This window comes from Kribbella sp. NBC_00709 (assembly GCF_036226565.1).
GTDB lineage: Bacteria > Actinomycetota > Actinomycetes > Propionibacteriales > Kribbellaceae > Kribbella.
On record NZ_CP108996.1, the window covers coordinates 2,371,806 to 2,393,987 of the forward strand.

A 22,182-nucleotide genomic window follows, 5' to 3' on the forward strand; every position below is an offset into this window, starting at 1 on the left:
ATCGGCTCAGGTCATGCGGGTTTCAGGGGGCCGACGGGCTTGTAAGTGGTGAGGATGATGCCTGTCGGGAACGGCGTGGTGCTGACCAGTTCGAGGGTCTGCGCCGGGGTTCCGTCGGCGAAGAAGCGTTTGCCGGTGCCCAGCAGAACCGGGTTGATGACCAGCACGACCTCGTCCGCGAGGCCGTGCTCGAGCAGCGGCGAGATCAGTGTGGAGCTGCCCGAGAGGATCAGGTCCGGGCCGTCCTGTGACTTGATGCGGCGGACACCTTCGACGATATCCGGTCCGAGGGCTTCGGCCGGCCCCCAGTCGAGGCCCTCCGGGCGGTGGGTGACCACATACTTCTTCGCCGCGTTGAGGCGGTCGGCCATCGGGTTGCTCGGCACCTTGGGCCAGAAACCCGACCAGAGGTCGTAGGTGTAGCGGCCGATCAGCAGATCGAAGCTTTCGCCGTGCAGGGCGAGCATCGCGTCACGGCCGGCCGGGCTCCGATACGGTGCGTTCCAGTCGCCGTACGGGAAGTCGTTCTCGTCTGCGGAGTTCTGCATCACGCCGTCGAGCGTGATGTGCTCGATGATCTTGAGGTTTCTCATTCTGGGTCAGTCCTCACCGTGAGTGGGGTGTTCGGCCAGCAGGTCGTCGAGTTGGGGCAGTGCCGCGCGGAGTCCCGCTTCCATGCCCGGAAGCGTCTGCTCCATGGCTTCGACACTGGAGAACTGGTTGACGCAGGTCATACGCGATCCCGTCGACGTGGACTCGAAGGTGAACTTCATCGAGGCCGGCATGTTCTCGTCCTCGGCGTTGTCCTCTCCGTCGCACGCGTCGAAGGAGTCGATCGGATCGATCGCGGTGAACTTCCAGGACCCGCTCCACTTCTCCCCGTTCGCCCCGGTCAGGAAGTACTCGGCGCGTCCGCCGACCGTGAAGTCGTGGTGCGTGAAGGTGGCCGGCGCGAAGGGCGGCCCCCAGAAGCGCTCGAGTCGCTGCGGGTCGACCCAGGCCTCCCAGAGGCGGCGCTGCGGAACGGGGAAGTCGGCCACGAGGGTCAAGGTGAGCGTTGCGGCGTCTTTGGTGACAGACGTCAGCGGCATCTCAGTTTCCTTCCAGGAGAACTTGGTCGAGCTGCGCCATGCGCTGACGCCAGATGGATTCGTAGCGATCCAGGAGTTCGCTCGCACGGCGAAGCCGCGTCCGGTCGGTGGAGATCAGCTGCTCCCGCCCGTTCGGGCGCTTCTGCACCAGACCCGCCCGCTGAAGCACCGCGACGTGCTTCTGTACGGCGGCGAAACTCATCTCGTAACGCGCCGCGAGCTCGGACACCGACGGCGTCTCCGTCAGCGACCGCTCCAAGATGTCGCGACGCGTCCCATCCGCCAAGGCCCGGAACAGCTGATTGAGCGATTCCTCGCTCTCCTCCTGAAATACAACCATGCGGTTGTACGTTAGCCGAATGCGCTCCGCCGGTCAACACCTCCCGATGGGTGCGATCCGGACTGCAGACTCTCTTTAATACAAGGGGTTGCGGCGCACCGCTTCGGTAACAAATGGGGTTTCCTGACAACAAACTGAGAGTCTCGCGACGTCTAGTAGGTGAACGGTCCTCGGGGGAAGACTGTCCTAATACCGGTCTAGTCCTTAATTGTCAAGACCGGAATTGCAGTGAACTTGTGGGGGGAACAACACGATGGATCGCAACACTGACACCCGGGACGGGATGCCGCCGCCGCTCGACGCACCCGTGCGGCTACTCGTGGGGCCGGCCAACTTCGCAGGCCAAGGCACCCGCTGGGCCCGCGCGCTCGAGCAGCGGGTGCCCAGCACGCAGGCGACCTCGTTCGCGTTCTTCAAGGGCGTCCTCGACTACCCGGTCGACTACGGCGTACCGGCGCGCACGTACCGGCGCAACCACCGGTGGCGGCTGAACTTCTACCACCACGTCGTCCGCAACTACACGCATGTGCTGCTCGAGGCCTCCCGCCCGATCTTCGGGCCCCTGCACGGACCGGACGGATCGTTCGAGATCCCGCACCTGCTCAGCAAGGGTCTGCAGGTGGGGCTCATCGCCCATGGTTCCGACGTCCGCATCCCCAGCCGGCACGCCGAGACCGAGCCCTGGTCGCCGTTCCCCGACCTCGACGACGAAACCGTCGACCTGCTCGAGCGCAACGCCACCCGCGCTGCCGAGCTGTTCACGTCGTACCCAGGTCCCGTGTACGTCTCTACCCCCGACCTCTTCGACTACGTACCCGACGCGGTCTGGTGTCCCGTGATCGTCGACGTCGGCACGTGGCGCAGCGACGCTCCGGTTCTCGAGCACAAGAAGCCGGTGGTGGCCCACGCGCCCAGCAAGTCGGCGATGAAGGGCTCCGAGCTCATCGACCCCATCCTGAAGAGCCTGGCCGATCGCGGCCTCATCACCTACCGCCGGGTCGAGGGCGTCGACCCGGCGGACATGCCGGCCGTCTACCGCGACGCCGACATCGTCCTCGACCAGTTCCGGATCGGCAGCTACGGCGTCGCCGCGTGCGAGGCCATGGCGGCAGGCCGGATCGTGGTCGGCCACATCGCTCCGCACGTCCGCGCCCGGGTGGCGGCCGAGACCGGGCTCGAGCTTCCGATCGTCGATGCGACACCCGACACCATCGAGCAGGTCGTGCTCGATCTCATCGCGCACCCGGAGACGAGCCGGGAGTTCGCCGCCCGCGGTCCGGCCTTCGTCGAGCAGGTGCACGACGGCCGCTGGTCGGCCAAGGCGCTGGCCCCGTTCGTCGAGCAGCCGAACCCGATCCCGGCCGGCTGGAAGCCGTCGTGGATCCGCCCCAAGGTCGTGATGATGGCCGGCAACGACATCGTCGTCGACTCCCGCGTGCTCAAGTACGCGCAGACGGTGGCCAACTGGGACCTCGACGTCACCTGCATCGGCATTCCGGGACGCAGGCTCAGGGGCGTCCGCCAGTACGGCAAGGTGCAGGTGCTGTGTCCGCCGATCCAGTCGAAGGTGCTGGTGACGGGGTGGCGTAAGCGGTGGGCCAACCTGAAGGCCAACCTCAGGCCGTGGTTCAAGACCGAGGCCGAGTACCTGCTGGCCTACGGCCGCTGGCAGTACGCGAGCCGCGAGCTGCGCGCCGAACGCGGCCGCGACCGCCGCGATCGCGAGCGCACCGGCTCGTCCGTGCCGTCCAAGCGGTCCGTCGTCGATCGGCTGCAGCGGGCGTGGCGGTGGCGGTCGCTGCGGCTGTACCGCGCCGTACTGCATGCCCGCGCGCATCTCCTCCGGCGGGCCAAACCCGTGGCCGACCCTACCGACCTGGGAATCGGCAAGCGGCGCGAGCGACTGCTCGCCCTCCACCGCCGGTTGCCGTCGGGCCGCTGGCGGCGGGTGATGCCCGAGGTGATCGATCAGGAGCTGACACTCGGCCCGCTGCTGGACCGCCTGCTGATCGATGTCATCCACGTGCACGACGTGTTCATGCTCGGCATCGCGGCGCGCGCGGCGCACCGGGCTGCCCTGGACGGGCGCACGATCAAGATCATCTACGACGCTCACGAGTACATCCCCGGCGTACCGGTGGTGGCTCCGCGCCGGGTCGCGGCGTACAGCGACCTCGAGCGCGAGTTCATCCGCGACGCCGACCGCGTCATCACGGTGTCGGAGCCGCTGGCCCAGTGGCTGCGGCGCGACCACAAGCTGGCCGGGCTGCCCGACGTCGTACTCAACGCGCCGGTCGAGCCGCCCGAGGACGCCGACGTCATCGGTCTGCGCGAACAGCTGCGGCTGCCCGAGGACGTCCCGCTGCTCGTGTACGGCGGCGGCGTCAACCGCGCCCGCGGCGTCGGGACCGTCGTCGAAGCGCTACCGCAGCTGCCCGACGTACATCTCGCGATCGTCGCGCGGGCCAACGCCGTCACCACGGAGCTGCTGGCCCGTGCCGCCGAGCTGGGCGTCGGCGACCGCGTGCACCTGGCGCCGTTCGTCGCTGCCGAGGTCGTGCCGTTGTACCTGCGCTCGGCCACCATCGGCCTCAGCCCGCTGCTGCACGCGCCCAACCACAACATCGCTGTGACGAACAAGTTCTGCGAGTACATCGCTGCCGGCCTGCCGATCATCACCAGCGACACCCCGGCCCAGGCCGATCTGGTGAACGAACTCGACCTCGGCGCGGTCTACCCCGCAGGCGACGTGGACGGACTCGTGCAGGCTGTCCGTACGGTGCTCGCCGACCGCGACCGCATCGCCAAGCGCATCGCCGAGGACCCGGAACTCCAGCGCCGCTTCTCCTGGTCCGCACAAGCCGAAGTCATCCGGTCCGTGTACACCACCGTCATGGGTCAACTCCCCGACGCAGCCTGGGCCCCCGGCGCCACCACCGTCCGCCAACTCCTCCCCGCCCCACCGGAGCTCCCCGACACCAACTGGCGCGCCTTCCGACAATCCCGGGGCGAGGCCTTCCAAGCCCGCGCCGAGAACCCCAGCTCTGCCTGACCTGGGGTTCTCGGTACTACCTGGAGCCGCCTGGGCGGACGCATTGTGCACTCAGCGCCAAGGCGACTGGACACCGTGCGCTAAGGACATCTCGGTCATGGCCGGGCAGCCTGGGACGAGTCCGTCAGGATCGGGTCGAGGTTGCCATCAGCGGACCCGTCCGATCCCGCCCGCACGTGTTCCAGGAGGAATGATGAAGGTCCGCAGAATTGCCGCAGTGCTTACCGGCGCAGGGGTGGCAGTGGCCGTGTTCGCTGGCCCGGCTGTCGCTGCGACGCCGGGTCAGTGGTTCCCCAAGGCCAGCCCTGCAGCCACTCCCGGTCAGTGGTTCCCCAACGCCAGCCCTGCAGCCACTCCCGGTCAGTGGTTCCCCAACGCCAGCCCTGCAGCCACTCCCGGTCAGTGGTTCCCCAACGCCAGCCCTGCGGCCACTCCCGGTCAGTGGTTCCCGAACGCCGACCGTTAGTCGTGCTCTCTGCGCACCCCGGTTCACCAGGACCTACTGGTCGGCCGGGGTGCGTCGGGTCCGTCACGTCCGACCCCACTGCGGTACTCCGAGGGCGCGACGCCGTACGACGAGCGGAACGCGCGGGTGAACTCCGAGGCCCGCGGGAAGCCCCAACGGGCGGCCACCACATGGATCGGCGTGCCGGCGAATGCCGGGTCCACGAGGTCACGATGTGCACCGTCCAGCCGCTGACGACGGATGTACGTGGCGACCGTCTCCCCCTCGTCGCGGAAGAGCCGGTGCAGATAGCTGGATGAGATGTGATTTCGCGCCGCGACCTGGGACGGCGTCATCTCGGGGTCATGCAAATTCCGACGGATGAACTCCTTGACGCGCAGCACCAGCACGCGGGTGCGAGTCTCCGGAGGTTGCTCGCTCTCCGCATCCACCGCGTTCGCCAGCATCGCGCTCACCAGGTCGGCCAGTACGGTGGCCAGCCGGGGTGCGTCGGAGGGCCGGTAGGGATTGGTATCGGCCGCGAGCCGGGACATGAAGTGCCACAGCAACGCCCCGGGCCCGGTCCGGTTGGACAGGGTGAGATCGAAAGCCCGGTCGACGGTCCGCTGCGGCAGCGGGAGCAGGGCTTTCGGGATCTCGATACCGATGGCCGACATCCAGCCGCTCGCAACCCTGATCTCGAGCTTGGACGGCCGGGACGAGTCGTTGAGGTGGAAGTGCCCCGACCGGTAGTCCTTCCCCTGCCTACCCCAGGACGCTCTCGCCACCCCGTTGCGGAGGAGGGAAAGATGGTAGACCTCGGGGTCGGACCGCCTGATCAGTTTCGGCGTCCGCAGGCAGACCAAGGGGTCGCAGCGAATCGGCCACATCGACACCGCGCCCAAACAGATCAGCCGCTGGTGCGCGTGAAAATCGGCAGCGCACTCACTCTCCAACTGCATCAGTACGTGGGTGCTGTTGAGCCGCTCACGCCAGGCGTCGAATCGGTCCTCGGCCGTCAGCGCGTCGGTGCTGAACTGGGAATGCTGCAGCATGTCTCTCACTCAGTGGGACGGCGGAATCTGGAAGACCCTGATGACCATCACGCTCTCGGTCGCGGAACTTGTCTCCACCATCGCGACGACGCAGCTCGCTCATTTGTCAGGTCGAACACCGTCGAACCGGACGAGACACGGTGAGAGCTAGGGCATGTTGCCCTAGTACCTGCGCACCACCGCCCCCACCGCTCAGCCTCTTGCCGCGGGCACGGGGCTGAGTGGTGGGGGCAGTCATGGCGCTTGTCTGCAAGGAGCGCCTTTACCCCGTACGACGGAGTATCGGTCAGAGGTCGTTGAGGAAGGAGTACTGCTTCTCCCCGAGGTACTTCGTACCTACCCAGAGCTTGACGTAGATCGTCCAGACCTCCGGGAGATCGTAGGCTCCGCCTTGCGATGCGGTGTGCACCGTACAGACTCCAGCACCTGAGCTCGTCATGGTGTACGTCAGAGTCCCCGACAGGCTGGGGTTCCCGGAGACGATGGCCCTCGCCGCGTATCCGTCGGATGCCGAGTCGCAGAGTTCGATCACGTCACCGTGCTCTTCGACGTACATCGTTGCGCCGTGGTTGCTGTCCACCGAGGTGAAGGTGTGGTCCCACCTGCTGCCATCGGGAGGGGCGGGAGCCGCCGACGCCGGCGCCGCTGTGGCGAGTGCCCCACCGACGAGCATCACGGCGGCGGCCAGCAGGGTCGCGGATCTCTTGTGGTGCATGTCTTCTCCTGACGCGATCGACCGGCCCGGGTGTTCATGCCGCGCCGATTCAAAGTTGGTGAGACTCATGCTCGCCAAACACTCGACCGGCGTCGTTGGCACAGCGTGCACAGTTGCCTTGGCGATGCGTGGACACAGCCGGCCCCGGGCGGTGGCGTAGATGGCAGGCACCTCCGCGCCACGAACGACGCCACGCAGCCGGGAAAGAAGAAACCCCCGGGCGAGGAAACTGACCTCTGACCTGGGGGTTCTGGTGGAGCCGCCTGTCGGAATCGAACCGACGACCTTCTCATTACGAGTGCTGCGACCGGGGTCTACAGCGGTGTGGAACCTGCGCGACCGAAGGCGTGGACCGGGGGTAGAAGTTCACCCGAATCCATCAGCGTCCACTCGCTCGTTAGCAGTCCTGTTAGCAGGACTGGGGTTCGACCTGATGAGCGGTGGATCGCCGTGTCAGCAGTGGACAACTAGGAGGTCAGGCAGGAGGTAGGGGCTTCGCCTGGTGTCCGGAGACACCGACCGGAGCGGTCTCCAGCGTATGGCCAGCGGATCGGGACAGTTGCGTTCGCGCAATCTCATGATCGGAAAGCGTTCGTCCGCGCGACACGCCGTACGTCTCCGGGTCGTTACTGCCAATGTGTCTGGTTCTCCGCGTAGAGTCATGACGACGAAAAACCCCGGCACGAGGCCGTGGTAGGGCCGTCACGCCGGGGCTGTGGTTAAAGAACCACGGTTTAGTCGCCTAAACCATAGCTCCACTGAGGGTGTATGACACGCATTTGTGCCCCTTGACACGTGACGGCCCCGTCGTGAGTAGAGCGGAGCTCGCCACATGGCGAAGGTGTCACCGGTGGTCGTGATGGCCACCTTCAGCGACTATCTCGTCGCGCCCGGAGGAAACAAGCGGATCTCTCTCGTCCGGGCACAGGTCACCCAGTTCAGCGAAGACTACAACCCGGGCAAGGACTTCTACCGGCCGATGGGCGTCGCACTTCAGGAGGCGATCCGGTTCCGCACCGGTACTGCGCCGATCGAGCGCGCTGTCCTGAACGCTCGTCTCCGCGCCGTCGACCACTACAAGGAAATCGGCGACAACATCGGGAAGTACGTGCAGGCCGCGCAGACCGCGAGGATCCTGGACGTGGATCGCTGGGAATGGGTCCAGCCGAATGTCACGGTCAAGGTCAACCCGGACTTCGCCTTGATCCGGAAGGACGGGCGGGTCGAGGTGGTCAAGGTCTACTACAAGGCACCGCAGCTCGGCCGGTTCCAGGCTGACGCGATGTTGCGGCTGTTGGAGTACGCGATGCCGCACCTCAGCGTGAAGGGCACGCCAGTGATCCTCGACGCTCGCCGGGGTAAGGAGTGGCGGCCGACGCCCAAGCCGCGCGCCGGCCTGGACGAGTACCTGGCCAGTGAGGCCTTGGCCTACGGCGCGCTCTGGCAGTCACTGACCGCGTAGCGCCATACCTGCCCCGTCCCCCTGATAGCTGCCAACCAAGGGCAGGGCGTCGTGTGTCAAGAGTCGGGCTCGCCCGATCCCGCAGGGACGCCGTAGGCGCTCTTGAGACACGGCGTTCTGCCCGGACAATCGAGCGGCCAGGGGGACGAGGCTCCCACCGACGTTCGGCGTCCCGACTAATTCGTCGTCGGATGCCAGGTGAGCGGTTGAGCATCGGCCAGGTGCAGCAGGTGCGCGGTAGAGGGCGTCGGCCGGAGGTCGTAAGCCCGGGCCGCGCTGCGCGCCGCTTGCGGCGCGCCTTGATTCTTAAGAGGTCAATCCGGCAGACAAGGACGCCGGGCGGCCAGCAACGTGACCGCGATCGGCGGTTCCAGGTGAGAAGGGTAGCGATGTGTCCAGCCGAGGAGATAACCCCATCAAGAACGCGGAGCAAGACAGACTCCAGCGGCGAGAGGGGGCCCGAAGCGTCGCTGCAGACATCCGTGAACTCGACGCCTCGGAAGGGTATGTCGTAGGTGTTGTCGGCCCCTGGGGATCAGGAAAGACGTCGATCGTCAACATGATCCGCGAGAGTCTCGAAGTCGCTCCGGCCGTCCCCATCGTCGAGTTCAATCCGTGGATTTTCTCCGGTACGGATGAACTCGTCGAGTCCTTCTTCAGGGAGCTGTCAGCGCAGATGCGGCTCAAGGAGCCCAAGGTCGCGGCTATCGCAGACGCCGTAGACACCTACGGCGACCTCCTGAGCCCAGCCTCCGCTATACCGATCGTGGGCGCTTGGTTCGACCGCGTCCGTGGCAGCGCCAAAGCACTCAAGGCGTACCAGGAGCGGCGAAAAGGCAGCGTCGCACAGCAGCGGGACAAGTTGGCCAAGGAGCTCAACCAACTCACCGTTCCGATCGTGGTCATCATTGACGACATCGACAGACTCGAATCCTCCGAGATCCGCGACATCTTCAAGCTCGTTCGGTTGACCGCAAGTTTTCCGAACGTGGTTTACCTGCTGGCGTTCGACCGCGCTCGTGTGGAGGACGCTTTGTCGCAATCCGGTTTCGATGGCCGCGCCTACCTGGAGAAGATCGTGCAACTCGGCGTCGACGTCCCCGTTATCGCGGACTCGTCGATGCTGCGCGTCCTCGGCGAGTCTCTGGATGAAGCGCTCGGTGGCCTGGATGCGACCGCCCGTTTCGACGCGGACGCATGGCCCGACGTGCTCATGGAGATCATCCGCCCGTTGATCACCAACTTGAGGGACGTCAACCGTTTCGCAGCCGCGGTGCGAGCTAAGGCACGCACCCTAGGCTCGCAGATCGAACTTGCAGATCTAATGGGTCTGGAAGCAATTCGGGTGTTCTTGCCCGACGTCTTCAGCGCGATCGTCGCGGGTCGAGACGCACTAACCGCCACGTCCCCAGGCTTTGACTCGTCACACAACGACCCCGTCCTGAAGGCTCAGGTCGAGTCCATCATCGCCGCCGGCGGATCTCATCCCGACGTCGTTCGGGCAGCACTGGTGCGCCTGTTCCCGGCCGCCCGACGGCACCTCGACAACAACAACTACGGTTCGAGCTGGCTCCCGGCCTGGCTGAAGGCGCGTCGAGTTGCCCACCCGGACGTGCTCGCGATGTACCTGGAGCACACGACCAACGAAGGGCTGAAGGCATTCAACGCCGCGGAACAGGCGTTCGAGGTCCTGGACGACGAAGCGTCCCTGGACGCCCTGCTGCGGAGCTTCGACGTCGCTGCCTTAGAAGACGTCATTGCCGCGCTGCAAGCCTTCGAGGCCGACTTCCCGACCACCGCGGTTGTCTCTGCCTCGCGGGTACTCCTCAACCTGCTTCCAGAACTGCCAGATCGGCCGCAGGGCATGTTCGGCTTCATCAACGCTCGTGTCGTTGTGGCCAGAGTCGTACTGCGCCTGCTCCGCCGACTCGACACTCCTGAGCAAGTGATGGCAGCCACGGAAGATGTCCTCGCCGGAGTCTCGTCTCTGTCATCGCGATTCGAGATCGTCACCTTAGTCGGACATCGAGAGGGAGCCGGTCAGAAGCTCGTCTCCGAGGCTGACAGCAAGTCACTGGAGAACAAGCTCCGGCTGCAGATCGAAGCGGCGACGCCCGAGCAACTCGCCCAGGAGCGGGACCTCTTGCGGCTCCTCTACTTACCGAAGAGATACGACGGCGGGCAGGTTGTGCACGCGGATGCCGGCAATTCGACCCTGGCGAAGGCGGTGCTGCTCAACTCCCAAAGTGTCGTGAGAAGCCAGGCCATGGGTAACCGGGCAGTGCACCGCACCACTCGTCTCAACTGGGACATGCTGGTCGAAATCTTCGGCGGAGAAGACGAAGTGGAACGAGCACTCGACACAGTTCGTGCATCAGCAGACGAGGATCTGACCAGTGTCATCGAACTCGCAGACAAGTACCTCAAGGGCTGGCGACCTTCGGACTGGGGAGATGACTGAAACTGGTGCCGTCGCGCTGCACTGAACGACGGCACACGAAGAACCTTGATCTCTCGTACGGCTCCCCCAGGTCCAAGAGATGCTGCCCGTAGAGCCGGGCTGACGCAATCGATCGGGGCAGCGCGAGCGGAGAGCTGATACCGCGAGCGACCCCGGCTGTGAGGAGGTCAGCCGGGGTCGCTTAGTGGTGAGCGGGACGGGCGCGGACGCAGGGGTCAACACGCCAGCCCCGCCGATTAGGGGGCGGTCCTTCGCCGAGGGTGGATGAGACGCCACTCCAGTTGGCGGTAGTTGCGGGTTGACATGCGAGGTGTGATCGGGCCTCGGGCTAGGTACGCCTCAACACACCACGGAACGACCTGGCCGACGTGGCGCGGGTCGTACCCGTTCAGCCAGACGCCGTTCCGCCGGTCGACGGCTCCGGCCTGCCACGCCCACCGCCGCAACTGCCGGTCACGAACGTTCCGCTGCTTAGTCATCGAGCCACTCCGCCCCCGTGTCGTCGCGGTGATAGCCCTGGTGGTGGCCGAGCCGGCACAGCCGCTTGGTCATCGGGTTGCGGCCTTCGCACGGGTCAGCCGGGGCGCTTCGCAGCTCCGGCCAACCAAGTCCACTCGACCGGTGGGGCTTGTCGCCCTCCCCCACCCACTCGACGCCGTCACCTACCGCCGACTCGACCATCGCTGTGTCTGCCCCTTCTGCCACTGGTACCTTCGTTCTGTGGTGTTGACTCGCCGCACCGCCCAGGTAACAACAAGTAGTTCGGGCCGGGTGAGGCAGAAATGGGGCATCCAGTGGGGCACGCGCGACGTCACTCCCTGGCTCAGCGCCGAAGGTCTGTCGGGCTGAGCCAGGATGAGCTCGCGCACGCGCTCGGCATCGAGCGATCGACCATCGTCCGCTGGGAAGCAGGTCGGACCGAGCCTCAGGCGTGGGTGCGCCCTCCCCTGGCGCGGGCGCTGCAACTGTCCGAGGAGCAACTAGACGACGTGCTCCACGCCGAATCCGCCAGCCCCGATGCGGTGGATCGGCGGGCCTTCGCCGGTCTGGCAACCGCGCTGGCGCTCGCGCCTCTCGCTCGGGCGCGGACAGGCAGTCAGATCGGCGCAACGCAGGTACGACAGCTGCGGCAGCGGACCGCTCGCCTGCGACGGCTGGATGACCATCTCGGCGGCATGGATACATACGGGGTCTACACGTCCGAGATGGACGCGACGGCCAAGCTGATCAAGACAGCCAGCTACAGCAGTACGACGGCCCGAGCGCTGACGGGGGTATTCGCCGAGCAAGCACAGATGGCCGGATGGGCTGCCTTCGACGCTGGCCGGTACGTCGAATCGCGACGGCACTACAGGGCGGCCTTGTCCGCCGCGAAGGAGTCCGGCGACCCCGGCTTGGAGGGTAATTCGCTGGCCTTCATCGCCTACGAGAAGGCCGACACCCAGACCGCCGCCCAGTCCACACGCGTCGCGGGCACTCGGACGACACCTCGGGTCCGCGCCTTGCTACACGAGCGCCTGGCCTGGGCGTACGCCGTGAGCGGGCAGGTATCTGCCACTGCACGGGCACTGGATGCCGCCGTAGCCGCGGTCAACGAGTCGTCACATTTCCCTGAGCCAGATTGGGTGTTCTGGGTTGACCCGCTGGAGATCGACATCATGGCCGGCCGTTGCTACACGGAGCTCGGCCGACCGGCGCGCGCAGTTCCGTTGCTGGACGACGCTCTGTCGCGGTACGACGACACGCATTCTCGTGATAAGGCGCTCTACAGCACCTGGCTTGCTCACGCCCTGATGGATGCCGACGATCCCGAACGGGCTGCCTACGTGACCGAGCACGCTATCGACCTGGCGTCTGGGGTCGGCTCAGTTCGTCCCGGCGAACGACTCCGAGGCGTCCTCAGTCGCTTGACCCGCTACGGAGGACCTGAGGTCGCCGCTGTACTCGAGCGGGCCCGCGGCTAGCCCTTCGTCGTCCGATCAAGCCAGTCGAGGTAGCCGGCCGAGCCTGCGGAAATCGGCACCGCGCTCACCTCGGGATTACCCCACGGGTGGTTCTCCAATACATGAGCCTCAAGCTCCGCGTATCGGCGCTCCGTGGTCTTCAACAACACCTGCCACTCTTCACCCTCGCCGTACCGACCCTCATGCCAAAAGACGGAGACGACCGGGCCTACCACCTGCGCCCCCGCGGCAAGACCGGCTCCAACTGCCGAGCCTGCGAGCTGGACCGCCTCGTCACGAGTCGCCGTCGCTGTAGAGACCTGCAAGTAGCCAGACATGTCGTCGAGTCTAGATTCGCTGGATGAAGCTGCCGCATTGGCCGCCACTCTTGGCTCGGTGAGCTGGCTTGCCTCAGTCTGCGTCAGCGGCCACTATTGATCGCCGTCAGACGCCTTATCCATCCGGGAGGGAGGACGCGTGAACGATTCGCTGTCCTGGAAGCTTGAGAAACTTCGGGATTTCATCGCTAAAACAGATCCGATCTTTGTGCCTAGTCCGCCAAACTCAATCGGGTTCCACAGCTACAAGGCGCAAATCCCTGAGCAGGAAGTGATTCCGCTCGCAGCTATCATCGAAAAAATCTTGGAGCAGGAATATCCGGGCTGGAAGATTGATGTCGAGGTGACCGAGCACGAGCGCTACAGATGGCGCCAAATGCGCGAAGCCGCGACGAAATGCCTTGCACGCTTGGAGGCGCAAGAAGAGATCGCTTTACACTTGGGCGGCGGCCCAACGCTGAATGCGGGAAACTTGCACCCTTGGGTCTGGGAAGCTGCGAAACCGGCTTGGGAAGCTGGCAACTACGAGGACGCGGTCGACGCTGCCGCGCGGAACATCAACAGCCGTCTCCGGCCCGCACCATCCATCGTCGTCGAGCATGGAGTGGCAAGCGACATCGTAGCGCCAGAACGCCGGCGAACTGGTGGAGCGAGCCGGACGTGGGCACTCCGCCGCGCACCGCGGCTGCCTCATGAGACCAGTCCCCATCCTGCGGTGGACTGTTATGCCGCTGTACCGCCGAACGCCGACCTCGTCGCCAAGTTGGCGCTGGCTCCATTGCCGACAATCGGGCGCTGACACCGCTCTGCAAGGCGGTCGATGGGCCTCTGGCGCCGTCGTCCTTCCGAGAGTCAATCCGGCCACGCAGCCCGACCGGGATGGGACGCCCACAGCGCGGCCTTGACACGAGCCGGATTCCACTTCGCTTACGGAGTTCACGTCTGGCCGCTCCATGCGCCGCGCAGCACGCCCAACAGGCAGATCGCCTGGCATGGGATACAGGCCGCCATCGAGTCGGCCACCTGCCTCAGCCGGACCGTCAACAATGGTCTGCCCTGACCACCTGATCCGGCAACCCGTCCCACGCAGCAGCAGCCTCCTCGCCACCTAACCGCTCTGCAGCGAGCTTCGGGAAGGCTCTTTGATGTCCGCGAGGCTCTCGGCACTTAGCACTCGCATGCTAGGTGGTGCGCTCGTCTACCCGGGAATTGCTCACAGTGCAGCACTCGTCCTCCACGCAAGCGGCCCCTTCGACGCCAGCGACATGAGGATCTCCCCGATTCGACCGCAGTCCGATCTCAAGCTGAACTGTCGAGCCGTCGCGGACCCTGGATGAACCGCAGGCTGCCGCTGGTCCTGCACTGTCGCTCAATGGCCGGGCACGCCCTGCGCGAGTGCCGCACCGAGCGATCCGAATGTCACTTGATGCAATTGTGCTCAAGATCCTTGCTTCCGCGCCAGTCCCGGTGATTGGATGTCTCAGTTGCCCGCAAAAGTGAATGGGAGCCCCCGATCGTGAGAGAAGCGTGCGCGGAGAACTCATCTGCCCATTCGGAACTTTCTCGCACAGACCTCTCAGCGGCGACATAAGGCGCAACCCAAGCTCCAACCTCGCTTCCACCTGAGTTACAGATCGCTGGCTTGGCGATAAGCAACGATTCGCTGCCAGATTCATCATTCTGCGCTGACGACATTCCACGTGCCTGCAGGTCGCACCTGGGCATTGACGCACGTATTCCCCGACCGCATCCATCGCCTCGGGGCCAACTCTTCACGGATCGGAAAGATGCATGGTCGATGGTGCTCCCAGAGACGCGGAGATCCCGCGTTCGGCACCTTTGCTGGTGAACCAGCTGGCAAGGCTGGCAGGTGACGCCGCGCTTCGCGAAATGGGCATGCCACTGCGTTCGCGAACGGTGCCTTCCCACCTGAAGCTGACCGGGACACTAGACCTGGAGATCCTGGAAGCTGCCGCTGCAGTCGTACAGAGTAGGCACCAAGCCCTCCGAGTGGCCGTCGAATACGACCCGGAGCAAGATACCGGCCGGATGGTCGACCAGGTCTCAATGGCTCCGAATTGCAGGGTCTTCGGAGGGCCAGACGTCGCATTGGGGGATGCGCTCGCCCAAGCCAACGAATGGTTGACGACCTACTTCGAGCCGACGTCGGGGAACATGTGGCGGCTGGCCCTGGTCGCCGACGATCGAGGATCCGAGACCCACCTGTTTGTCGGGGTCGATCACCTTGTCTGCGATGGGGCCAGCATCGACATTGTCGTCCGCGATCTCGCCAACGCGTACACCTCTATCGCGGCTAACCGCGCGTTGTCGCTGCCGACCGCACCGTCACTCCTGACTTTCGCAGAAACAGAGTCCCGCCGGCTGGCGTCTAAGGAAACCAGCGAGGACATCTCGAGGCTCGCCGGACTACTAGCCGGCGCCAGCCCAAGCGGGTTCGCCGACCTCCCGCTTCTGGAACCCCTGACTGTTCATCCGGTGGGGCGAACAGCGGGTTTCCGGTGGATCATCGACGCGTCGGAACTCGATGCTCGCAGGAAGGCCCGCCTCGCCACAGGCTCACTCGCCTACTTCTGTTCCGAGACGCTGCTCACCGCAGCATCAGTTGCGTCGACCTTCAGACCGCTCTCCGTTATTAACTACAGCTCGAACCGGCTACGTCGCGAGAGCCGTGGGCTAGTCGGATGGCTGGCGAGTCCATTCGCCTTCGCACAACGAGACGATGCATTCACCATCCCTGGCTGGCACCGCTGGTACAACACGGTAGCGCTGGCCTCACTCCCACTCCCACTCGTCCGCGCTCGTCTTGCACCCCACGAGGCCGATGCCCGTGCCATGCGGCCATCGCTGGCGATTGTCCTCGACTCCCCATCATTTGAGTCGCTCGAGTTCGGGCCAGCGTCGGCGCGACCAGAGTTCCACCTGGCTGAGCAAGCCAAGCTGTGGGGCGGTCCCGGCCAGCGCGGCCGGATCCTGCTCAATGTTCAGTTGATCGGCCCTGAGGCACAGGTCGAACTCGCATTCGAGGAGGGCCGCTTCGCCCATGCGATAACTGACGCGATGGCATGCGCGCTCGGTCGCGAGCTTGGCCGGCGGGCCGAGTATTTCGTTGCAGGAGGTGAACATGCCCACGGATGACGTCCGCTCGGACATACGCCGACTCTCTTGGGCTCGGCTCCAGCACCTCCTGCCGCCGCCCGGCCTGCCTCGCGCCCTGTGCCTGCAGACCCTGCTCTGGTCGCTCGGAGCAGGCACGTTTCTGGCAGGTAACGTCGTCTTCTTCACTGCTTATGTCGGCCTTGCGCCCGATCAGGTTGCCGTCGGGCTCAGCCTGGCAACGGCATGTGGAATGCTGGCAAGCCTTCCCGTCGGGCGTTTGGTCGACCGTCATGGTTCAAAGCGCTCCTGGTCAATTGCAGCGGGCTTTGAGGCAGCCGTATACCTCTCCTATCCATTCGTTCAGAGCTTTGTCCTGTACGTGGTTGCGATGTCGATCTTGGCGCTTGCTGGAACGGCCGGCGGCGCCGCCCGATCGCGATATAGCTACAACTCACTTGAGGGCGACACCCGAGTACGTACGCTCGCGTTTGTCCGAACTGCTTCGAACATTGGATTCGCGGCCGGTGGAGGCGTGTCCGGTCTAGTTCTCCTGTCACCCGGTCACGGCCTGCTGATCTTACTCCCCCTCGTCACAGGCGCGCTCCTGGTTGCCAATGCGGTGTTGATCCGAAAGCTGCCTAACAATGACCGGGACGGCGACGGGAAGAAGCTTGGAGAGCGGGGATATGCCTTCCGCGTTCTCAGAGATCGAGGCTTTGCGTTTGCCGCAGTGGTCAACGCGGTCATCGGGACCTTGACGGCTCTCCTGACTGTCGTACTGCCGTTGTGGATCATCGACAAGACAAGCGCGCCGAGGGCACTTGTAGCGGCGCTCTTTGTTGTCAACACTGCCGTTGTCGTCATCCTGCAGGTCCGGGTATCGCGGGGCGCGGACACGCCGCAGGGCGGGGTTCGGCTGTTGGTCAGGTCTGGCCTCGTCGTTGCAGGCGCCTGTGTGTTGATGATCGGATCAACGAACGCGTCCGTCCCGGTGATTGTCGGTGTCCTGGTGACCGCCTACCTGCTGGTTACTGTCGGCGAACTATGGCAGTCGGCGGCCGAGTGGAGCTTGTTCGGCGCGCTGTCTGAGGCGTCCAGGCGTGCCGAATATCAGGCCCTATGGGGCCTTGGAGCCCAGGGCGCCCGGCTCCTGGCGGTCTCGGGGTACACGCTCGCTGTCGTTCGGGGCGGGCGCCTCGGATGGCTCGGTATCGGAGTCGCCTTCGCCGTCTTCTCCTTGATGGCGACGGGCATCAACAAGCGCCTCAACCATTCCGAGTAGGCACGGCGCCACCTGCTTCATTAATCAGTTCAGCTTTGCTCCCAACATGCAGGGAGCCGGGTCTGTCGGCACAAGTACCGTAAGGAGCATCTCACTAATGTTGATCGACGAAGTTGACAGAGTAGCGGACCGGCTCCGGCGAAACGGGTTCGCGCTCACGCGGTCGACCGCACCGGACAGCGATGCGCTCACCGCGACGGCAGAGAAGATAGGGCGGTCCATCGGCACGTCCAGCATGGCAGTCTGGCCGCTGAAATCCACCGGTGCAGACGTCTGGCTAGAACGGCACACAGAAAACATCACCGACAGCGATCCGCTTCGGTACTTCGCCCTCGGATGTGTCATTCCGTCCGCTACTGGCGGGGAGACCTGCTTGTTCGACGGCCGGAAAGCGGCACGTCTGCTGCTCGACAGGATCCCGTCTGCGCCGAGAGTACGGATCCGCTACCGCTCGAGCCAGCGGGGACTTGAGGCAGTCCACAACCTGATCGAGTTCGACGACGCGTTCGGACCCATCCTAAGGTTCCGTTCAGAATGTCATACCAATTCCGTTCTGGACCGGCCGAGTTCCCTGAGCGAACCCGAGCTCTACGAGGCGGTTGAGGAGGCCCTGACGGCATCATTGTCAGTCAGCCACTCGTGGCTCCCTGGCGACTTCTTGATCGTTGACAACACCGTTATGTTGCACTCACGCGCCCCATTCTCCGGATCGCGGCAAATGCTGCGTTTCCGTTTCGACGATCCGCACCACCCAGCGATCTCATTCGAGGGCGCAACCGCCGCCGGGCAGGCGGACCGCCCCCTCGAACTGCAGTCGTAGGCCCATCGATGGGGGCGCTCTTCGATTGGTTTCGTCATGCCGCGTCGGAGTTCCCGGACTCCAATGTCGCAGCAGTGTGCGGGGAGGCTACGTACACCTATGCCGAAATGGACGCTCTAAGTTCACGCTGTGCGTTGGACCTCGAATATCAGGGCGTGCGACCAGACAGCCTGGTTGGTCTGGCCTCCGTCGCCGGGCCGATGGCTCAGATTGCCCTGCTCGCACTGTCCCGCATCGGTGCAGTCCCAGTTCCGATGCCCGACAGCGGAGAGGCCGAGCTTGCCCGGGCCGATCGGCTCGGCGTCGCTGCGGTCGTCGACGGCAAGGCAGTCGAGGAATGGCTGCGTTCCGGGCACCAGATCCAGCTTCGTCGAACCGGCAACGGAAGTCGCGCAGAAGGCTTCACTGGGCACGGATTGGCGTACGTCCTGGCAACCTCCGGCTCGACCAGCGCGCCGAAGTCGGTGCCGATCAGCGACACCAACCTGGAGTCATATGCCAGGCATCTCGCCCTGCGCTACGGGCGTTTTGGCCAGGAGCGGATTTCCCAGAACTTCAGGCCGCACTTCGACGCATTCTTCGAAGTGCTGCTCCTGGCGTTCGCAACGGGCTCCACGGTCGTCTATCCCGAGGGCCGCGAACACCTTTTGGTCGATGAATTCATCGAGCGTCGTCGAATCACGGTGTGGGACTGTGTCCCGTCGCAGATTCGGTTGTCCGCACGGATCGGACACCTACAGCCGGGACGTTGCGCTGGCGTGAAACTCGCGATCTTCGGAGGCGAGAGCCTCACCACGGCCCTGCTCCAGCAGTGGCGGCAGGCAGCGCCCAACAGTGTGTGCGTCAATACCTATGGGCCAACCGAGCTGACCATTGTGTGTGCGGAATACGAGATTCAGCCACACCAACCAATACCGGACTACGCCGGCAGAGTGCCGATCGGGGCAGTGCTACCGCACCTCGACGCGAGGCTTGAGAAGGTTGGGGGTGCGGCACAGGAGGTGCAAGAACTCTGGGTTCGCGGGCCACAGCGGTTTGCCGGCTACCTGAGTGACACCGCAGATGATTCTTCCTCAGCAGAGCGAAATCCGTGGTATCGAACCGGCGACTTGGTGGAGACGACATCGCATGGGCTCGTCTGGGCAGGGCGGACCGACTCACAGGTAAAGATTCTAGGTCAGCGTGTGGATCTAGCCGCCGTCGAGGCGCATCTCCTTGCGGTCACAGGATCGACCTCCGTGTGGGTGACTGTCCACAACAACAGTGTATGCGCGGTGATCGAATCCGGATCAGTTGGCGCGGAAGACGACTTGCGGCTTCAAGATCTGCGCGATTATGCGCGACCGGCTCGGATCGTCTGGATCGACAACATGCCGGTAACCACCAATGGGAAGCTTGACGCCTCGAGGCTCCGGACGATTCTTCACGAGCTGGATGACGCGCACGTTCCTGCTCCGCGGGCAATTGTCTGGTCCGATCGCGACACCTCAGCGGCGGCACCGTGAGGTGTGACCCGATCAAGTCTGGTTCATCTGCTGATTGGCCTCCAACGCGCGTCGAAGCCACCGAGAAACGCGAGCGTCGCTCGGGAAGGCCGCCGGGTCTGCTGATGTCCATCGCGCTTGTGCCAGCTCAGCGGAGAGTTGGAACGCTTCCGACGTCGGCCTCGCCACGACGATCGTCAGGTTGTCGACCTTGCCCTCCAGCCGGCTGGTCACGGTATCCAGGACCACTGGGCACTCAGAGATCGTCAGCGCAAGCTCCTCAGCAACTTCACGGATCGCGGCTGCCTCGGCCGTCTCACGCCTCGGGTGGTAGCCACCGCCCGGAAGACCCCACCAGCCGCGATCTACGTACGAATGTTGTACGACGAGGCACTGAGAAGGATCCAACGGATGGATGAGAAGGGCCTTGACCCCGTACGTCGTCGGCCTCCGCACCTTCCACCAGATCCGCCGCAGTTGTCCTGCCGCGTTCAGCACAGCTGTTGGAACTGGGACGGGCACAGATCTCCTCCTCCAGGTCGCCGAAAACGGTGAGTCAGATCATAACGAACAGATGAAGGGTGTGTTGAACGCTGATGGGAACATTCGATGGGGTGCCGACAGTACGAGACGCTGTCGCACAAGAGTGGTGTCGCGTACTCGAGGTGGAAGACGTCAACGAGATGGACAATTTCTTCGAGGCGGGTGGCGATTCGCTTACGGCTGTCGAACTGGTGGAGCGCCTGGAAACGAGACTAGGGCAGCCGATTCCTGTCGATTCCCTCTTTCTCGACGGCACCTTCGGAGCATTGCTCAAGAGTTGTCAACACCCAGGCGTTCGGCCTGAACGTGAGTCGTGACAGATGAGCGGAGCAAGGCAACGATCCCGTCGACTGCCAGAACTGCTCGTCGTATACGAAACCGGCGCGGCGTCTCCCACCCAGATCCTCTCCGCCGCCCAAGGACTTTGTCACGTGTCCTTTGCGCTCTCCGCCGATGACCCGGATGCACGGCGTATTGAACGGGTCGTCGCTGGCCGCGCCAACGTTGTCTATTGGGGCGATGAGTCCGCTCTGGTGAAGCAGATCGAAGAGCTCGCCCCGGACTTGGTGACGACCTTTGTAGAGGAACTACTTGCAGTCACCTCCGACGCCGCTAGGGCTGCCGGTCGTATGGCGCATGCCGCCGTCACCGTGTCGGCGCTCCGTGGAAAAGTTCGTCAGCGTGAGCTCCTCGCTAGGGCTGCACTCCCGGTGCCCTGGTTCCGAGGTGTCGATCGAGACAACATTCCCGCGGCCATCAGAGCGGCACCGCCGGGAGATCTGGTGCTCAAGCCCGCTGAGGGAGCCGGGAGCCGGCATACCTATCGCACTCACGGCGGGAAGCACCCCGAAACGGGTGTGTTCGCGGCGCTGCCGGAGATCGACTACATCATCGAGGAAGAGTTGCGCGGCGCAGCCAGCAGTCATCGATCGGTCGGCGACTACGGCTCTGTGGAGCTGATCAGCGTCGATGGGCGACACAGCCCGCTCGCGGTGGTCGGACGCTTTCCGTTGGTCGAACCGTTCCGAGAGCGCGGAGGATTTCATCCCTCCGCATGGTCCACTGAGGAGCAGGCTGAGATGTCAAACCTGGCGTCAAGGGCGCTAGACGCCCTTGACGTGAGGGACGGGTTGTCGCATGTGGAGATCAAGCACACACCTGAAGGTCCACGAGTCATCGAGGTGAACGGCAGGCTCGGCGGGAACGTAGCTGATCTTCTCCATCGATCAGCGAGGTTCGACATACTAAGGGAGTGGCTGACGCAGGCATTGCCGTTAGCAGGCGATGCTCACGTGGGGCAGCCTCAACCGATGCAGGCCGACAAGCTCTGTTATCGGTGGTGCCTCTATGCGGAGTACCCCTTGACTGGAGTGCTTAGCGACATCATCGGCCTCGCTGACGTGCGTCAACTGCCGCACGTGGACCGGGTCGCCTTGCTGCGACGGCGGGGCGAGATGATCGACTGGCGCGACGGAACTGCTAGCGCCGTCGCGATGGTCGACGGAACCGTCGAGGACTTTTATCAGCTGGACCACGCGGTGCAGCAACTGGCCGACACCGCTCGCGTCGTACTCGATCCAGTCCACTCACCATCGGATGGTTCGGAACCGTAGACGGTCCGCGACAGTCCTGGCGGGGACAGTGTCCGGCTCATCGTGGTGGCCTGTCAGCAACGCACCCGCCCAGCACACCACCGGGCCGACGCGGCTGCTGCGATCGTCTCTGACCTCCGTTGGGCCCGTCGCGGAACTGGCGCGTCTGAGGGAGACGCCAGCCGGCGGGACAGGTCACGGCGAGTGCGAAGGTCTGCATACGCGGCGGTGTGTACAGGCGGGCCCGTTTGCGCCGCTGGGTGGGTGCCTCGCGATGCCGTACCTCGCCCTGAAGCACCCCGATCTCATCCACCGCTCGGACGGGGTTCCGGTCGCGGCGCAACTTGCTATCCGCTCCGCGTGTGGCAACTACGCGGCTTCGTCGTGACGCAGTATTGTCCGCAGATTCCGTCCCCACCTCGCCTCGCCGGACAGGTGCCGG

The 22,182-nt window shown here is 64.6% G+C and carries 19 protein-coding genes; 11 read left to right on the forward strand and 8 right to left on the reverse strand.

Annotated elements, in window-relative coordinates; genetic code table 11:
* Positions 1-11: 11 nt before the first annotated feature.
* Genes OHA18_RS11640 through OHA18_RS11650 form a run of 3 tightly spaced genes read right to left on the reverse strand, consistent with a single transcriptional unit; the run spans position 12 to position 1,431 of the window.
* Entirely contained in the window at positions 12-593 is a 582-nt protein-coding gene (locus tag OHA18_RS11640; RefSeq protein ID WP_329004036.1) for a dihydrofolate reductase family protein, read from the reverse strand.
* A 6-nt stretch (positions 594-599) separates the two neighbouring features.
* Entirely contained in the window at positions 600-1,091 is a 492-nt protein-coding gene (locus tag OHA18_RS11645) for an SRPBCC family protein (RefSeq protein ID WP_329004037.1), read from the reverse strand.
* 1 nt (position 1,092) lies between these two features.
* Positions 1,093-1,431, reverse strand: coding sequence for an ArsR/SmtB family transcription factor (locus OHA18_RS11650; protein WP_329004039.1), 339 nt, complete (start codon positions 1,429-1,431; stop codon positions 1,093-1,095).
* Positions 1,432-1,684: 253 nt separating this feature from the next.
* On the opposite strand from OHA18_RS11650, the gene OHA18_RS11655 reads away from it, so the two are divergent.
* Positions 1,685-4,483: a glycosyltransferase gene (locus tag OHA18_RS11655; RefSeq protein WP_329004041.1), complete on the forward strand. Its 2,799-nt coding sequence runs from the start codon at positions 1,685-1,687 to the stop codon at positions 4,481-4,483.
* A gap of 489 nt (positions 4,484-4,972) precedes the next feature.
* On the opposite strand, the gene OHA18_RS11660 is transcribed toward OHA18_RS11655, so the two are convergent.
* Both OHA18_RS11660 and OHA18_RS11665 read right to left on the reverse strand, forming a co-directional pair.
* Entirely contained in the window at positions 4,973-5,983 is a 1,011-nt protein-coding gene (locus tag OHA18_RS11660) for a helix-turn-helix domain-containing protein (RefSeq protein WP_329004042.1), read from the reverse strand.
* Between the two features lie 286 nt (positions 5,984-6,269).
* Positions 6,270-6,698, reverse strand: a complete 429-nt coding sequence (locus tag OHA18_RS11665) for a hypothetical protein (RefSeq protein WP_329004043.1) — start codon at positions 6,696-6,698, stop codon at positions 6,270-6,272.
* Between the two features lie 832 nt (positions 6,699-7,530).
* On the opposite strand from OHA18_RS11665, the gene OHA18_RS11670 reads away from it, so the two are divergent.
* The gene (locus OHA18_RS11670; protein ID WP_329004044.1) at positions 7,531-8,160 is read left to right on the forward strand and encodes a hypothetical protein; all 630 of its coding nucleotides are present in this window, start codon (positions 7,531-7,533) and stop codon (positions 8,158-8,160) included.
* Positions 8,161-8,551: 391 nt separating this feature from the next.
* Positions 8,552-10,621 carry a KAP family P-loop NTPase fold protein gene (locus tag OHA18_RS11675; RefSeq protein WP_329004045.1) on the forward strand — a complete coding sequence of 690 codons (2,070 nt, stop codon included), beginning with the start codon at positions 8,552-8,554 and terminating at the stop codon, positions 10,619-10,621.
* Between the two features lie 471 nt (positions 10,622-11,092).
* Here OHA18_RS11675 and OHA18_RS11680 read toward each other — a convergent pair whose 3' ends face one another.
* The gene (locus OHA18_RS11680) at positions 11,093-11,326 is read right to left on the reverse strand and encodes a hypothetical protein (RefSeq protein WP_329004046.1); all 234 of its coding nucleotides are present in this window, start codon (positions 11,324-11,326) and stop codon (positions 11,093-11,095) included.
* Between the two features lie 77 nt (positions 11,327-11,403).
* On the opposite strand from OHA18_RS11680, the gene OHA18_RS11685 reads away from it, so the two are divergent.
* A complete protein-coding gene (locus tag OHA18_RS11685; RefSeq protein ID WP_329004047.1) occupies positions 11,404-12,585 on the forward strand; it encodes a helix-turn-helix transcriptional regulator in 1,182 nt (393 codons plus the stop codon).
* On the opposite strand, the gene cutA is transcribed toward OHA18_RS11685, so the two are convergent.
* Positions 12,582-12,902 (reverse strand): divalent-cation tolerance protein CutA, encoded by a 321-nt coding sequence (gene cutA / locus OHA18_RS11690; RefSeq protein WP_329004048.1) that lies wholly within the window; start codon positions 12,900-12,902, stop codon positions 12,582-12,584. The genes OHA18_RS11685 and cutA overlap by 4 nt on opposite strands.
* A 139-nt stretch (positions 12,903-13,041) precedes the next feature.
* Here cutA and OHA18_RS11695 point away from each other — a divergent pair, with 139 nt between their 5' ends.
* From OHA18_RS11695 to OHA18_RS11715, 5 genes are all read left to right on the forward strand, one after another.
* Complete coding sequence (locus tag OHA18_RS11695; RefSeq protein ID WP_329004049.1) at positions 13,042-13,701, forward strand: TIGR02391 family protein; 660 nt, start codon at positions 13,042-13,044, stop codon at positions 13,699-13,701.
* Between the two features lie 1,046 nt (positions 13,702-14,747).
* Positions 14,748-16,058: a condensation domain-containing protein gene (locus OHA18_RS11700; RefSeq protein WP_329004050.1), complete on the forward strand. Its 1,311-nt coding sequence runs from the start codon at positions 14,748-14,750 to the stop codon at positions 16,056-16,058.
* Complete coding sequence (locus OHA18_RS11705; RefSeq protein ID WP_329004051.1) at positions 16,045-17,301, forward strand: MFS transporter; 1,257 nt, start codon at positions 16,045-16,047, stop codon at positions 17,299-17,301. Before OHA18_RS11700 ends, OHA18_RS11705 begins: the two co-directional genes overlap by 14 nt.
* A gap of 97 nt (positions 17,302-17,398) precedes the next feature.
* A complete protein-coding gene (locus tag OHA18_RS11710) occupies positions 17,399-18,121 on the forward strand; it encodes a TauD/TfdA family dioxygenase (RefSeq protein WP_329004052.1) in 723 nt (240 codons plus the stop codon).
* Between the two features lie 8 nt (positions 18,122-18,129).
* Positions 18,130-19,626: an AMP-binding protein gene (locus tag OHA18_RS11715; protein WP_329004053.1), complete on the forward strand. Its 1,497-nt coding sequence runs from the start codon at positions 18,130-18,132 to the stop codon at positions 19,624-19,626.
* 12 nt (positions 19,627-19,638) lie between these two features.
* Here the strand turns inward: OHA18_RS11715 and OHA18_RS43300 are convergent, their stop codons facing one another.
* Positions 19,639-20,127, reverse strand: a complete 489-nt coding sequence (locus OHA18_RS43300; protein ID WP_442914380.1) for an NUDIX domain-containing protein — start codon at positions 20,125-20,127, stop codon at positions 19,639-19,641.
* 74 nt (positions 20,128-20,201) lie between these two features.
* Here OHA18_RS43300 and OHA18_RS11720 point away from each other — a divergent pair, with 74 nt between their 5' ends.
* Together OHA18_RS11720 and OHA18_RS11725 are read left to right on the forward strand one after the other, a co-directional pair.
* Positions 20,202-20,465: an acyl carrier protein gene (locus tag OHA18_RS11720; protein ID WP_329004054.1), complete on the forward strand. Its 264-nt coding sequence runs from the start codon at positions 20,202-20,204 to the stop codon at positions 20,463-20,465.
* A 114-nt stretch (positions 20,466-20,579) separates the two neighbouring features.
* Positions 20,580-21,761, forward strand: a complete 1,182-nt coding sequence (locus OHA18_RS11725; RefSeq protein WP_329004055.1) for an ATP-grasp domain-containing protein — start codon at positions 20,580-20,582, stop codon at positions 21,759-21,761.
* Positions 21,762-22,182 lie beyond the last annotated feature (421 nt).